The following is a 15,887-nucleotide window of genomic DNA, read 5'->3' as shown; positions in this document are numbered from 1 at the left end:
TCTCCTCTTCGCTGTCATTTTGGGCTTCTTCGATAGCTTTTTCTGCTTCAATCCGGTCTTTCTCTAATGCCTCTTCCCAACCCTTGAAAAGCACCGTGTTAAGAGAAACTTCATCAATATTTAATACATCTGAGCTACCATCATCAGATGTACCAACATCATTCTTACCAATGTAAAAACCCCCCATAGCGAGGGCTGTTAGACATAACAGAATCGTTGCAATGACTGTCGCACGGGTCAATTGCTTCTTTCTGCGTACACGAATATCCTTGTCGGGTTTTGCCATAGATATTTACAGGTATATAAGATCAGATCCGTATTGTAATCGTCAATATAAGTTGATTCAACAACCCTAATGACTTGATACTCAAAGACCCTTTGGTCCCACACAATTTGTATGGTGTCGCCTGCTACAAGGTCAGGTAGTTTATTGAATGAAAGTAGCTCCCGCTGTTCAGATGACCACCCTATTCCACCCCATCTATGTGATGCAATTATTGTTGGGAGGTAATTGTTCATAGGATCACCAAGATCTGGAACGATCCAAGGTCCTTTTGATAGAGCATCATTACCATTAGAACCCTGTTGTAGTGTGCCATTTACACCTATTTTCGTGATCTTAAGTTGAGGTGTCGTTGGTAATGCGAGGTCTTGTGCTGGAAATGCCTCCACAACAAGCTCTTGGTCGGTTCTGTCACCTGAATCGATTGAATCTGGATCAATATGAATTTCGTCAGTGAGTGAATCCAACTCATTATCATATGCCGACGGATAGATCGAATAGACAATACCCGGAGCTAAGGGTAGCACAACAACGATCACCCCAAAAATAAGTAAGGCTATCCCTACCCAAGTATATATACTCAAGATCCCGTTGAGTACTTTCCTCCGATTTTCCTTCATAGAGTGATGATAACATAATTAGATTCAATATGTGGTTTAAATCAGGGTGATGATGATCAATATGTCACATCCGCAAAGGACAATTATCGAAGGGCATTTGCCACTTACTTATTGATTAGAGCGAGTTAAGGTTACCTCGTTTGGAGCTTGTTGTCTTAGGGTTCTATAGGATGATCCTCTAAAGAGTTGGACTTGTGTATCTCTACCTTGATTCCTTACAGCTTGTGTGGCTGCTAGGAATCCCTCATATGTGAGACCCGGTAGTAAAGCAAGTCTCACAAGTATTGAGTCGATCCACTTCTCTTCATCAAAAATCAAATGATTGATATTATGCCCATTAACTCTTAACTTAGTAATATACCTCTCAACTGCCAATAATGGATCCTCGGGCATAGGATATCCTTGTGATGCTAAAGAACCACTCAATCTAATTATATCTTCATTTGTAAGTCTACTACGTCTATAGGGGCCTCTTCGACCTTCTTGTAAAGTTTGAAAATGCGGTCCACGTAGGGGTGGCTGATCCGAATCAGAATGTTGTTCTGCAGTCACCGGATGGAATGAGCCATTGGCTAATCTCGTCGTGTTAGGACACTTGATTGCAGCAATATGCTCATACAGTAGCACTAATAGGCGGTCTTCTAAAGCTTTTGTTGTGTAGATAGGTGAGGTAAGTTGTGAGGTCACAATATATGGGATACCAATTTCATTTATCCAGATCTGAAATTTATGCGTTGGAAAATCTTGAAGAATAATTATTATAAAAAAACCTCCTGGTAGTTTGTTATCAGTAATTTCTCGTGCGTTATAAATTGTTAAGGAGTGAATCCTATGCTGTAAGAGGTGTTGATTTTTGTATTCAGTTCGAGTAAACCGTTCTCCTTGTGGAGATATTGCAACTGTACCATGTTGTATCAGAGTTCTAAACTGGCGGACATTCTTTGCTCTCATGAATGTATCTTGAATAGATGCAAGAGGAAGGGTAGGAAATAATAGCATGATCAAGCTTTCTACTAAAAGCTTATTGTAATTATTGGGATTGAAAGGTAACCCTAATAACGTTTCTGGTGTACTTTTTAGGTCCAGAATCTTTTCGAGACGAGACATATTATAGTCTATTACTGATTGTGCAAGCAGTGCTCGGGCTTGAAAATCCCTTGTTGTATCAAGGAATTTTGCATCTTGTGCCATTATTGGAGGTGGTCTATACGATGCAAGAAGCTCCCATAGAGTAGCTTCTCGAGTTCCAATAACATACTCTAGGACTTGGGTGATATACCCTGCTTCTTCTAAAGAGTTTGGATTTAGCATTTTAGTAAATGATGAGGTATGCCCAAGATCACTTAGCATTCTAATATGCTGAGAAATTGAGGCAATAAATTTAACCGCATCTGAATCAATACCTCTACGGTTCATTAGTTTTGTTCGTGCTTCTAGATTTCCATCTAGAAGAGCCTTCAGCTGTTGAAACACTTGAAATGTATTTTGTGTTATGGCTTGTGAAAGAAATTTGTTCCATTTGAGTAGAATCTGATTAGTAGCGTTAACATCGGATGATACCAGTTCTCCTAATTCACTTTTTACGGTGTTCACAATCAAATCTTCTACTTTTATCACTACCGTATCTGATTCAGAAAGCCATGCTGCGAAGAGAAGGTTGTATACAACAGCACGGACTTTTTTTTTATGGGGTGAAATTCCTTCCAACCAATCGCGAGTTAGTCTTGTATATACGGAGGAAATTCTGTCCTTGACCATGTCCAGAGGATGATTTTCATCCAAGTCAGAATCTGGTGGTACCCTACTAGCTCCATTCGATGGTAGAGCAATCCTAAGTACAGTTCCTAAATCTGTTAACTGTTTACGAGAAGTGCTATTAGGTTTATCAGAAACAAGTGCTCCAGTATATTTATTGAGTCGAGACCTAAGTGCATCAGCCAACAAGTCTGGATCGGACTCCAGGAAATCTGCAACATATCCAAGAGCTACTATCTCAGATCCAACTAATCCATCTAAATGTTCAAGAAGGTAAGGTAGTTGATAGGTTATATCTACCAAGATACGAGTTTTTTCATCGTGTTTTCGTTCATCATTCTGTGATGTATTGAATGTCCTTAATTGTTCAAATACAGGTGTCAATACAGAGTCAGCTGGAAGCACGTGTTTGTTCAGTTCTCCATGTTGAGTACTCACACCGAATTATACTATAGGTTATTATTGCGCGCAACGTTTCATCATTTAGAGGAGTGTACTTTTATATTTGATTATTCGTACTATGAATAATCTCATGTTGAGGTTGTGATGTTTGGTTATTTGGAACTCACAGATTTACTAAAATATCCGACTATAAGTTAGCGGGATCAGAGTATCGCCATCGCTGCGACACTATCATCTCCCCTCATCGACATCACCTTCACCCCAGAAGTTTGTCTTCCTAGTGTTGGTATTGAAGTGATCTCAGACCGTATCACCTGTCCAGCCTCCGAAATCACCACGATCTCTCTGTTAGGATGATCCATCACTCTAGCGACAGCAACTTTACCGGTTTTTTCAGTCACCCGAAATGTGAATACTCCACTCCCACCCCTACCCTGTGTCGGATAATCCTTAAGTTTTGTCATCTTGCCATAACCCTTATCAGAGAGAGTGAAAAGCTGGTTCTCATCAGATCTGATCGCATTCATCGATACCAAATGATCATCTTTATCCTTGAATTTGATCCCGCGCACACCCATAGTCGCTCTTCCGGTCGGTCGTACATCTTTCTCATGGAATCGTATAGATCGACCATTTCGTGTGACAAGTATGATCTCGTTCTCACCAGTCGTTGGTCGCACCCATAATAATTCATCGCCCTCATCAAGTTTTATTGATATCAAACCTGTGGATCTGATGTTCTCGAAATCTGAGACCTCTGTCTTTTTAACCGTTCCGTTTGCGGTAGCCATAAATAGATACTTGAAGCTCTTCGATCTTACAACCTTTTTCTCTACTTGCTCTTCCTGTATCTCATCTTCTCCCATCACACCATTCTCCGAGACACCACCTTTACCGAATGTTAGGACGCTTGTTATCAGTTCATCCTGGTCAAGTTGTACTAAATTGACCATAGGTAATCCCTTTGCTGTCCTTTGGAATTCTGGGATCTCATATACTCGAATGCTGTACACCTTACCCTTATTACTGAAAAGCATAAGATTATCGTGGGTTTCGCATGAGAAGGCGTGTTCTATATAGTCATCCTCCTTAGTTGTAGCTCCTACAACACCTTTTCCACCTCGTTTCTGCTTCTTGAATGTATCAGGTGGTTGTCGCTTAATATAGCCTTGGTGGCTTATGGTCACGAATGTTTCTACATTTGCTACCAGATCCTCTTCCGAGATCTCATCAACCATTCCCTTTACTACCTTGGTTCTTCTTTCATCACCATATTTGTCTACAAGCATCTGTAAGTCTTCATCCACAACCCTTAGGATCTCATCTGTACTTCCAAGGATCTTATTGTATTCGAGTATATTCTCAGTCACCTGCTTGAATTCATCCTGTAGTTTTTCCCTTTCCAATGCGGCTAATCTTCTCAATTGCATATCCAGTATCGCTTGTGCTTGGACATCAGTGAAGTCGAATTTTGTTATCAAATTCTCCTTTGCCTCTTCTTGTGTTTTGGATGCTCTGATCGTCGCAATGACTTCGTCCAATAGATCGAGTGCCTTAAGTAGCCCCTCTAGGATATGCCCACGATAGCGGTTTTGAGCCAAGTCGAATTCATATCTGCGGATAGTTATCTCTATCCGAAAGCCTAGAAATAGCTCTAGCATGCGCTTTAGAGATAAGGTTTGTGGCTCTTGGTCAACTAGTGAGATCATATTGGCATTAAATGCCAACTGCATCTGAGTATATTTATACAACTTGTTGAGTACGGTTTTAGGTTGAGCGTTAGATCTGAGTATAACTACTACTCGGATACCGTCACTTGTTGATTCGTCACGAATATCTGATATTCCTATGATCTTCTTTTCTTTAACGAGATCAGCGATTCGAGTATTTAATGTTGCTTTATTCACCTGATATGGGATCTCTGTGATGATAATATTCATCTTATCGCCTTTTTTCGCGTCTTCTATTGTCGCTTTCGCTCTCATCAAGATCCTCCCTCTACCTGTAGAGTAAGCATTTAGGATCTCGCTCTTGTTGTAGATAGTTCCACCTGTCGGGAAGTCTGGTCCTGGTACCATTTCATACAATTCGTCGGGGGTGATATCGCTATCAAAATCCGGGTACAATGTCACTGCACTGTCACCATTTTCTGGATCTGAAACCAGTCGATCCTTTATAGCCTGTAGCTTCTCTTCTGCATCTGCATCATTGGCATGAACATAATTTTCAAGAACGTCCAATGGTTTACTGTTTAGGGTCATCGGGATCTTTTCACCCTTTTCTCTCGCTAAGCGTAATTCATTGTAAATGGCTGTACCCTCCCACTTATTACCTTTTTTTATCATTGCTCGTAATGCTGTGACTATCTCTGTCAGATTGTGTGGAGGGATCTTTGTTGCCATACCTACTGCAATTCCATCACTCCCATTACATATGAGATTTGGAAATATCGTTGGTAATACGGTTGGTTCTAATCTTGTACCGTCATAGTTTGGTGTGAAGGTGACAGTTCCCTTCTCGAGATCCTGTAGCATCATGCTTGTGATCTTCTCCATTCGTGCTTCTGTATAACGCATAGCTGCTGGAGGATCTCCGTCGATAGATCCAAAATTACCTTGACCATCAACCAATGGATATCTTGTACTGAATTCTTGAGCTAATTTCACCATCGTTGGATATACTATTGACTCCCCGTGAGGATGATAGTTTCCAGATGTATCACCTGCGATCTTGGCACTTTTTCTATAATGAGCCGAAGGATTCAGGTTCAAGTCATTCATCGCCACCAGGATCCGCCTTTGTGAAGGCTTTAATCCATCTTTTGATTCGGGTAATGCTCGAGCTACGATGACTGACATCGAATAATCTAGATAGCTGGCACGCATCTCTTTGACGATAGATCTTTCTACTATCTCTCCGGGTTGATACATAGGTGCATATGCTTCGAATGGTTGTCCGACCTCTCCTACTCCCCCATCTGCAGTCTCCAATACAGATGCTTCAGCATCGTTTTCAGCCTCTTGTACATCTACTTCTTTTGGATCATCAGTATTGATCTTTGTGTCATTTGTTGAATCTTCTTCTGCTTCTACAGCAGTCTCTTGAGGTTCTGTTACTTCTGCCCTCTTTAATAGTTCCTTTTTTACAGTACTATCTTTCTTTTTGGTTTTCTCCGCCATGATTTGTTATTGAATTTTCGATCTTACTTATTGACCAGGCTCAATCATACAACAAAGCCTAGCTTAAGTGAAATAGCTTATATCCTCACGCATTATACCTTAATTTGAGCACTATCTTACTGAATATTTTTGCATCGTCATGAGCTTTTACAAAACTCCGTCATATTCGGAACTTATCGACTCTTCCTCCTCTCCTCTATCTTCCCAAAAACGTCAATATAGAAGAGTTCCATCCCATCCGAGCGGTTATACCTGGTTTGAATATTTTCACTCGAGCTGAGCTGATAGATACGTGCTGAGCCGGTGGATCCGAACTGAGCTTGTAGAACCGGATTGAGCTGATAGATACGTGCTGTGCCGGTGGATCCGAACTGAGCTTGTAGAACCGGATTGAGCTGATAGATACGAGCTGAGCTGATAGATCCGGGTTGAGCTGATAGATCCGGGTTGAGCTGATAGCTCCGGGTTGAGCCGTTGAAATTGTGTTGAGCAACTGAAACTGTATTGAGCCGGTGGATCCGCGTTGAGCAGTTAAAACCGCGTTGAGCTTTTTTACCTGGGTTCAGTAAATAATTCGGCCTGAAGAGGTGCACCAGAATGCTATCAACACAGGATGCAATACGTTAGCAGACCATTCTTATAGCAGAAATTCATAAGCCAGGATCATCTACAACGGACAATAGAAGACTCTACGATCAGGTCTCACATATCTTTAATCTCCCTCCGACTATAAGTTAGCGGGAATAGACTTGCCCTATCAAATGGGCCATAAACAATAAGTACAGCACATTCAAAGCAGGTGAAACAATAAATGAAAAGAAACACGACATAACTCCAACAATCCAGATCACAAATATCGCTAATATACCGATAAGTGCTACCAGAAGAAGATCCTTCCACCACATCCTCGATATTTTCATGACCTCCCGAAAATTAAACGCCCCAGAAATGGAGCCAGACTTAAGGAAAAGATAGGTCATAGAACGTCTGATAAGCGAGTTGATGAAAAAGTCAACTATCCCAACAATAAAGATTGCAAATATCATCAAAAGAACCCAAATGCCGACACTCGAAGAATCCCAATTAATACTGATCAATATTGCCAGAGGAACGATCAGTATCAGAGCAAGGGTCGCGGTTATAGCTTTAGGAGCTAGTCCGATAACAAAGTTGCCCAACCATAATCTTAACTTATACCCCAAATTATTATGATCTGGTAAAGGTGATGCTTTACCATTCATCACATTTAAAGTTGTTTCTAATGAATAACCTGAAATATATATAGTGACCGGCAAACTAATTATCATAACGCTTGCGGATACGGTCATTTGAGTAATGAGAGGTATTATTCCTGATATCGTTGAATTCTCAAATAACCCAGTATCACCAATATTTGTAATCACTGAACCTCCAATATTCATGATCTGAGTAAGAAAGGAGACCACTGCAAATACAACGATAAGTATTCCGACCTTCATGATCCAATCTTGATCATCGAAGATATACTTCAAAGCCTTCTGTATATCAATTCTCATTGTGAAAAGATAATAAAATTATGAAATAATTATACCATCATACCGTATCCATTCGACCAAGACTATAATTATCATCAATGGGAAATGAAAATTTTACAAATCTTCAAAACTAAGCGTGTACTGGCTAAAAACCTATTGCAAAGGTGTTTTACATCCAGTGTAGAGCATGATGGATCAGGGGCAACTGCTAAACAACCTGTGTAGAGCATGATGGATCAGGGGCAACTGCTAAACATCCAGTGTAGAGCATGATGGATCAGGGGCAACTGCTAAACAACCTGTGTAGAGCATGATGGATTGGGGTAACTGCTAAACATCCAGTGTAGCTAATTTCGCATACTGCTGTATGAATCTTCTTCGTGGAGGCACCTCTTCACCCATCAACATCTCGAAGGTCTTCTCTGCTTCTTCAGCATCATCGATCTGTACACGTTTTAATACGCGCACAGCAGGGTCCATAGTCGTATCGTAAAGTTGGTCGGCATTCATTTCTCCAAGACCCTTAAATCTGTTTACTGTAGGATTTTTACCTGCTTTGATAGCGTCTGCAACGAATTTGTCCTTCTCCTGCTCGTTTGTCAGGTAATACTTCTCTTTCCCTATCTCGACTTTAAATAGAGGTGGTTGTGCGACATATACATAACCTTGTTCGATCAGAGGTCTGAAGAATCTGAAAAGTATGGTCAGACCAAGCGTAGTAATGTGCAAACCATCTACATCAGCGTCGCTCATGAGAATGATTTTGTGATAGCGTAGTTTCGAGATATCTAAATTATCCCCTATACCTACTCCTAAAGCAGTAACGATATCTTTGATCTCATTGTTGGCTAAGACCCTGTCTAATCGGTACTTTTGAGTGTTTATGATCTTTCCTCGTAGAGGTAGGATCGCTTGTGTATTTCTGTTCCTGCCTTGCTTTGCTGATCCTCCTGCGGAATCACCCTCTACGATGAATAATTCACATTCGCTTGGATCTCTGCTCGAGCAGTCTGCTAATTTTCCAGGCAATCCGACACCATCAAGAGCGCCTTTACGTACTACAGCATCTCTCGCTGCTTTTGCTGCTGCCCTAGCTTTATTTGCAAGGACGGCTTTTCCGATGATTCCCTTTGCTTCTTTTGGATGTTCATTGAACCAGGTCGAGAGAGCATCTTTCACCACACGCTGTACTGAGGATTTTACATCTGGGTTGTTTAGTTTCATCTTTGTTTGTCCCTCAAACTGGGGATTTGGCACTTTGACTGAGATCACGGCTGTCAGACCCTCTCGTACATCATCTCCAGTAAGATTTGCTTTCATACCTTTGAGAAGGTCGTTTGAAGTCGCATAATCGTTGATAGCAAGTGTAAGTGCTGCTCTAAAACCACTTAGGTGAGTTCCACCCTCAGCATTTATGATGTTATTTGCGTAACATTTGACGTTCTCATCCATATTGTTGTTGTACTGGAGTGCCACTTCGACAATGTTGCCCTCATCTTCGGCTTGTACATAAAAAGCCTCCCCTACAGTCTTCTCATCGAGATTTAAGTAGTTCACAAAGGATTTTACACCCTGCTCGTAGAAGAATTCGTACACTTTGGCCTTACCTTCAGCTCTTTCATCCATGATGGTAAATCTAAGCCCACCTGTCAGGAAGGCATGAGCTCTGATCTGTCGGAGGATCATATCCATATCCCATTCTGTTGTATCAAATATCTCGTCATCTGGTTTGAATATGTGGGTCGTACCAGAAAGTTCTGTTTTGCCTACTTTTGTGACCTCATTTTGCTTGATACCTCTCTTATATTCCTGATAGTACTCATATCCGTCTTTATATACCGTGGTTTTCATGTAGATAGAAAGTGCATTGGTACATTTCATACCTACTCCGTGTAATCCTCCCGAAACCTTATAAGCTCCTCCACCAAATTTACCACCAGCATGGAGGTTGGTCATAATTGTTTCCAATGCAGAAACACCAGTCTGTTTATGCATGTCTACTGGCATACCTCGTCCGTTATCTCGAACTTCAAGTGATCCGTCAGCATGCACGATCACCCAGATATGGTCACAGAATCCCGCTATCGCCTCGTCTACCGAATTATCAACGATCTCTTTGAACAGATGATGAAGACCTACAACATCCGTTGATCCGATATACATAGCCGGTCTTTTTCTTACGGCCTCCAGACCCTCTAAAACTTGGATCTGTGACGCATCATATTTTGTAGTTTGTTTGTTTTGTGCCATTTCAGTTGATTGCTTGCTGATGTAATTCTGTCATTCGATGTGATTATACACTAATAGACAAGGAGTACGACCTTTGTCATTTATGACTCAGCTGAGATGTTAGCAAATATTGAGAGTTCTTAGCAAATATCATTATTATCATAACAGTTCTGGAGAAGCATACCTGGTTCAACCCTTTCGATCACGTATCCGATGGAGTTGAAGACACATATTTTCTAGTAGTAATTTTTTATTTACATTCGCGTCGTATCTCTCGGAAGCTACAATTACTGTCTTTATCTGGTCATTAACGATCTTCATCTCCTCTGGACCGTGCGCAATGCTTTCTTGGAGTTCTACTCTTAACTGCTGTAGTAGACTTGATAAAGCTGTTTTGATAACACCTTTCTCCTCTTTATCACTTTCTACTAACTTCTCTATCTCATTGAATTGATCTATCAGGGATAGATCCAGTAAAGGTGATATTGGTAGATCTTCGAGGATATCCTCTTTGTCTGGGTCATCCATCACATACACTTTGTTGGATCGTGATACGATCGTTGGTAATACACTATTCTCATTGTTTACTAGGAGTAAGAAAGAAGTTGCATCGGTTTGCTCCTCAAGGCTTTTAAGTAAGGCGTTCTGGGCTTCGACTGTGAGCATGTGTGCATGGAATATTACAGCTAGCTGTTGATTGCCAGAAAAAGGTTTGTAGACGATCTCTTTCAAGAGAGCTTTGACCTCATCTAGCTTGATGCTTACATGCTGAGGATGATCTATGTAATGTATGTCAGGGTCTGAAAGAAGATCAGAGATACTGTTGTATTGTCTGCTCATAAGCTCTTCAGCCATCTTGAGAAGGTGATCCCGTCTTTTTTGCACTTTGTGGTGAATTAGGAGATATGTCATCCACATGACTTTAGCCGACTACGAGCCACTTATCAATACTTCTTTAAAATTTATACCAATGTGGTTAATGCAACTGTATGAACTCCCCGAAACAAACAGTTTGACTTGCGCTTTTGAGAAGGATACTCTGTATATTGAGAGAGAATATTTTTAAGATTGCTGCCCACTTCATTGAATTCGACAAGGTTAGTAGACTATTTCGAAAATATCGCCAAGATAACTAAAGAACAGGCTGATGAGGTTCGTGTTGAATTAACAACCTCCTCCAAGTCAGAAGAAGCACTTTTGTTGGAGAAGGGATTTGTTGGTTCGGAGGATGTTGCTCGAGCAAAGTCAGAGATGTTCAACATCCCCTATGTTGACTTAAAAACAATACAGTTGGAGGACAGTGTGTTCTCCTCTGTTAGTGTAGAAAAGCTCAAGCGTTATCATGCGGTTCCCTTCCAAAAAGCAGGACATGTCATCAAGGTTGCTATGTCTGATCCGTTTGACATACAAGCTATCCAAGCCCTAGAAAACCTTCTAAAGCCGAAACATGGTGGAAGGGTTCTAGTACATATCGCAACTCGTGAAGGGGTAGATTTTATACTTGATAGTAATATCGGAGGGTTGATCTCCTCGGAGGTTTCGGATGCTTTGGAAGATGTCGATATGCCTGTCACAGAGCTTGAGGAAACACCTGACGATACTTTCGATAGTATCAAATTACAAAATGCTCCTGTTGCAAGGATCGTAAATTCAATACTTCAATATGCTATCAAATCTCAAGCATCGGATATTCATATCGAACCTCAAGAAACCCAGATGAGGATACGGTTTAGGATACACGGTGTGATGGTAGAGAAGCTCGTTCTTCCAAAGAATCTAAAAGATCCGGTAGTAGCGAGGTTGAAGATCATGTCAGAATTGAAGATAGATGAGAAAAGAGTTCCGCAGGATGGTAGGCTTCAGATAAAGAGTGGCGATCTGAAGTTTGATGTTCGTGTGAGTACCCTTCCATCAATAAATGGCGAAAAGGTAGTTATGCGTCTACTTGACGGATCACAGGGTGTCCCTGCTTTAGAAACTTCTGGCTTGAGAGGTACAGGATATCAGCTATTTGTAGAGGGTCTAAGTGCGACTAATGGGATAATACTTGTGACTGGTCCTACAGGTAGTGGTAAGACCCGTACTCTTGCAGGTGCATTGAGTCGTCTGAATGATCCAAAGGTAAATATCATCACAGTAGAAAATCCCGTCGAGATCCGCATACCCGGTGTCACTCAAGTTCAGGTCAATCCTCAAGCTGGCCTTACTTTTGCTCTTGGTTTACGCTCTATCCTTAGACAAGACCCTGATATCATAATGGTTGGTGAGATCCGAGATGAGGAAACCGCCCATCTAGCTGTAGAGGCATCGCTAACCGGTCACCTCGTTCTAGCAACTTTGCATACCAACAGTGCTGCTGCTGCTATACCAAGATTGCTGGATATGGGAATTGAGAACTATCTATTGGCTTCGACCATGAGGATCTCGATGGCACAAAGACTTCCTAGAAGGATCTGTCGTGAATGTATGGTTGCTACACCTTCAAGTCCTGAGGTATTGGCAAATATAAAAGAGGTGCTGGGGTCTATCAAGAATCTTGATATAGTAGCCTATCTCTCACAATTAGCTCAACAAGCAGGTAAAGAAGGCGCACCAGATCATCTACAGCAGATGAAAGCACCAGACACCGCTCCTGACGGGACACCACAGATCTATCTATATCACGGGAATGGGTGTCAAAGATGTAATGGTACTGGTTATCAAGGTAGGATAGGTATCTTTGAGGTGATGAAGATCGATCATAACATCAACGATATGATCATGAAGAAGTCTACTGATAGGGATATGGAACAAGCAGCTATTGATTCTGGAATGATCACAATGATACAAGATGGTTATCTTAAGGCTATTGAGGGATTGACTAGTATTGAGGAAGTATTGAGAGTATCAAAAGAGTAGCAACTCGGTTAAAAAACCTACATCCTACTGTATGATACCCCATTCAGAGTAAAATCCTGTACCTGTATGAGCTATCTTAATAGAACAGAATATTGAGGTAATACGATAAGAGGTGTCGGTGATCTGGATCTGAAAACTATTGATAACAATTCAAGCTAGTTTTGATACCCAGTTATAGCATGATGACTATTAGGCTATTTTATAGGTTTTGAAAATGTGTTGTCATTCATTTATAGTGGTAAAAGGATTGAAAAATTGTTTATGTAAGTTTATGGACTGCCCAGATGGATCCTAATAGTAATAATGATCAAGCGTTTGCTAACTTCTCTTACCCTACTGTCGGTGCTACTCCGGGCTCGGTTTCTCAGCCATCTCATGTGTCGTCTACTCAAGTAGATCCTAAATTAGACGAACAACTTGCAGCCCAACTCCCTCCGACTGCTCCTGTTGCAGTAAGTAAGCCAGTCGATCTTGATAGTCAAATGTCTCAACTCTCTCACACCTCGATAAATGATCCTATGGCAGATCTCAACTCTACCAACAATTCCCCCAACTCGACTCCATCGGATAACGCTACCCCGCTAGACGACAAGAAATCTTCTGAGGATAAATCTATAAGTGATAAAGTTGTGAATGATAGCGCCTCATCAACTATCGCACCTCCAACATTTGGTTCACCAAAGATCCAGTCTGTAGAGAATACAAAAAGTAAGAATCCTCTAAGATCTCTTGCAAAAAAACTCTCTAACTTAAGTGGTGGTCTGATAGAGTCTGAGGGATCGGATTCAGATTCGAAAAATGATTCAGATAACACGACACCAAATAGAACGGTTTCGGATATGACACAGGTCAAAGATCCACAAGGTGTAGTTAAGTCTACTTCTGTAGTTGGATCGGACGGTACTGCGAAAGCTCTATCAAATAAAGATGATGATGTATCATCCATGGGAGATAAAATAGCGTCGTCGGATATTACTGATCTGAAGGATGAGAAACTTGTAGCACCTATAGATAAGGATAAGCTTATGGATAAAGGCGACTCTACTGATCTTCCTGCGCAAAGTTTTGAGAGATCTGATAAAACAGTTAAGCCCGAGAAGATTGATGAGATTGCTAATGAGAAATCGAACAAAGATACAGTTTCAGGTCAGATTGAAGGATCGCATGACCCGACAGCTACATTGTCCGATGAGAGTGCGTCAACTACAAAGATGCCTGACCCTCAAGATCTGGTGTTAGGAGGCTCAACTTTATCAGATCCGACTGTGGTGGGACCTAATGCAGTAGATCCAACCGTAGTAGTCACAAACGTGGCAGACCCAACATTAGCAAGCCCCACTCCAAAGATCTCAACTCCGGCAGACCCAGCTGTAGCAGATCAGACACCAATAGGTTCAACTCCGGCAGACCCAGCTGTAGCAGATCCGGTATCCTCAATAACGATGGGATCTTCTAAGACCGTACCAGATCTCAACGCATCAAATGATACGGCTCCTGAGACTAAAGTTGAGACCGGAAATATTCAAGGGATGAGGAAACAGGTGACCATGCCCGAAATGAACTTCGTTCAAATGGATCCGAATATGGGTGGAGGTACAGAGATGAATGATATCCCCACACCAAACACCTCGCTAGAAGATATTTCCACGATCACTATTCCAAATGATCCCATGATGGGTAGTTCTATGCCAAATGAAACTACTCAGATGGGTGTATCACCTGTACTATCTGAGCCAATATCAAAAACAAAAAGTATTGATCCGGTCGAACAAAAAGTTACCGCAGCTGACTCAGGACCTAGCATTGAACAGTTAATAGAACCCACACCAATTACTGAGGTGCCCATGGCTGATCAGGTACATGGACCTACAGTAGCTGAACTTGCAGCAAAAGATAATTCCCCTACTCCAGTACTCACATCGAAGGGACGCTATCCATATACTATAGAACAGCTTCTCGACATCGTGATGGAGCGTGATGCATCTGACCTTCATCTATCTGTCGGCTATCCTGCGATGATCAGAGTTGACGGTCAGTTGATAAATGTTATCGAAGAAGTTGTAACACCTGAGCAGGTTCTCGACTTGATCTTACCCGTCCTTCCTGAACAGAAGAAGGAATTACTCGAAGTGAATCGTGAGGTCGATCTTGCATATTCACATAGAGGAACTGCTAGATTCAGGATAAATGCTTATTACCAACAGCAGACACTTGCAGGTGCATTCCGACTAATCCCAAATAAGATCAGAAGTATTGATGAACTGAAACTTCCCCAGGTGTTTCATCAGATAACGAAGCTAAGGCAAGGGTTGGTTCTTGTGACAGGTCCTACCGGAAGTGGAAAGAGTACGACTCTCGCAGCCATCCTGCAGGAGATAAATGAATCCAGACCTGATCATATCATTACGATCGAAGATCCTGTTGAGTATGTATTTCCTAAGGGGATGTCTATGGTCGATCAGAGAGAACTCCATGAGGACACCCACTCTTGGGAGATTGCACTAAAAAGTGCATTAAGGCAGGATCCTGATGTAATGCTTGTCGGTGAGATGCGTGATTTTGATACGATATCTTCAGCGATCACTCTGGCTGAAACTGGTCATCTTGTATTTGCGACATTACATACAAATAGCGCCTCGCAAACTATCGATCGTATAATTGATGTGTTTCCTGAACATCAGCAAGCCCAGGTTAGATCACAACTCTCCAATACGATCGAAGCGGTGATCGCACAGAGATTGATCCCGATTAGTGCGGGTGGTAGGAGGGCTGTTTCTGAGATCATGTTAGCTACACCAGCAATTCGAAACCTGATAAGAGAATCCAAGAACCATCAGATCGATAATGTCATTAGAACAAGTGCTGATATGGGAATGATCTCTCTAGAACACTCCTTGGTGAAACTAGTTAGAGAGAATGTGATAACAATGGAGCGTGCACAAGAGTATGCTGTACATCCAGAGGAGGTTGTGAGGTTACTAAAAAGCTAATTTATAGTTCTTAATCG

At 41.5% G+C, this 15,887-nt stretch carries 9 protein-coding genes; 2 read left to right on the top strand and 7 right to left on the bottom strand.

What is annotated here, in order from left to right; genetic code table 11:
• Positions 1-237 precede the first annotated feature (237 nt).
• The 7 genes from H6763_01725 to H6763_01695 form a co-directional block, all read right to left on the bottom strand.
• Positions 238-903 carry a hypothetical protein gene (locus H6763_01725; GenBank protein MCB9803526.1) on the bottom strand — a complete coding sequence of 222 codons (666 nt, stop codon included), beginning with the start codon at positions 901-903 and terminating at the stop codon, positions 238-240.
• A 108-nt stretch (positions 904-1,011) separates the two neighbouring features.
• Positions 1,012-3,096: a hypothetical protein gene (locus tag H6763_01720; protein ID MCB9803525.1), complete on the bottom strand. Its 2,085-nt coding sequence runs from the start codon at positions 3,094-3,096 to the stop codon at positions 1,012-1,014.
• Between the two features lie 167 nt (positions 3,097-3,263).
• The gene (locus H6763_01715) at positions 3,264-6,239 is read right to left on the bottom strand and encodes a DNA gyrase subunit A (GenBank protein ID MCB9803524.1); all 2,976 of its coding nucleotides are present in this window, start codon (positions 6,237-6,239) and stop codon (positions 3,264-3,266) included.
• Positions 6,240-6,412: 173 nt separating this feature from the next.
• Positions 6,413-6,832: a hypothetical protein gene (locus H6763_01710; protein MCB9803523.1), complete on the bottom strand. Its 420-nt coding sequence runs from the start codon at positions 6,830-6,832 to the stop codon at positions 6,413-6,415.
• Between the two features lie 141 nt (positions 6,833-6,973).
• Positions 6,974-7,774: a DUF4013 domain-containing protein gene (locus H6763_01705; protein MCB9803522.1), complete on the bottom strand. Its 801-nt coding sequence runs from the start codon at positions 7,772-7,774 to the stop codon at positions 6,974-6,976.
• Between the two features lie 309 nt (positions 7,775-8,083).
• Positions 8,084-10,003 (bottom strand): type IIA DNA topoisomerase subunit B, encoded by a 1,920-nt coding sequence (locus tag H6763_01700; protein ID MCB9803521.1) that lies wholly within the window; start codon positions 10,001-10,003, stop codon positions 8,084-8,086.
• A 168-nt stretch (positions 10,004-10,171) separates the two neighbouring features.
• Positions 10,172-10,867, bottom strand: coding sequence for a hypothetical protein (locus H6763_01695; GenBank protein ID MCB9803520.1), 696 nt, complete (start codon positions 10,865-10,867; stop codon positions 10,172-10,174).
• Positions 10,868-11,065: 198 nt separating this feature from the next.
• Between H6763_01695 and H6763_01690 the strand changes: the two genes are divergently transcribed.
• The gene (locus tag H6763_01690; protein MCB9803519.1) at positions 11,066-12,880 is read left to right on the top strand and encodes a type II/IV secretion system protein; all 1,815 of its coding nucleotides are present in this window, start codon (positions 11,066-11,068) and stop codon (positions 12,878-12,880) included.
• A 1,844-nt stretch (positions 12,881-14,724) separates the two neighbouring features.
• Entirely contained in the window at positions 14,725-15,870 is a 1,146-nt protein-coding gene (locus H6763_01685) for a type IV pilus twitching motility protein PilT (protein MCB9803518.1), read from the top strand.
• The last annotated feature ends 17 nt before the right edge of the window (positions 15,871-15,887 follow it).

Source organism: Candidatus Nomurabacteria bacterium, from assembly GCA_020632395.1.
In the GTDB taxonomy this organism is placed as follows: domain Bacteria; phylum Patescibacteriota; class Dojkabacteria; order SC72; family JAHDCA01; genus JACKFQ01.
The sequence above is the reverse complement of the archived record's forward strand: the minus strand, read 5'-3'. Positions and strand labels throughout refer to the sequence as shown.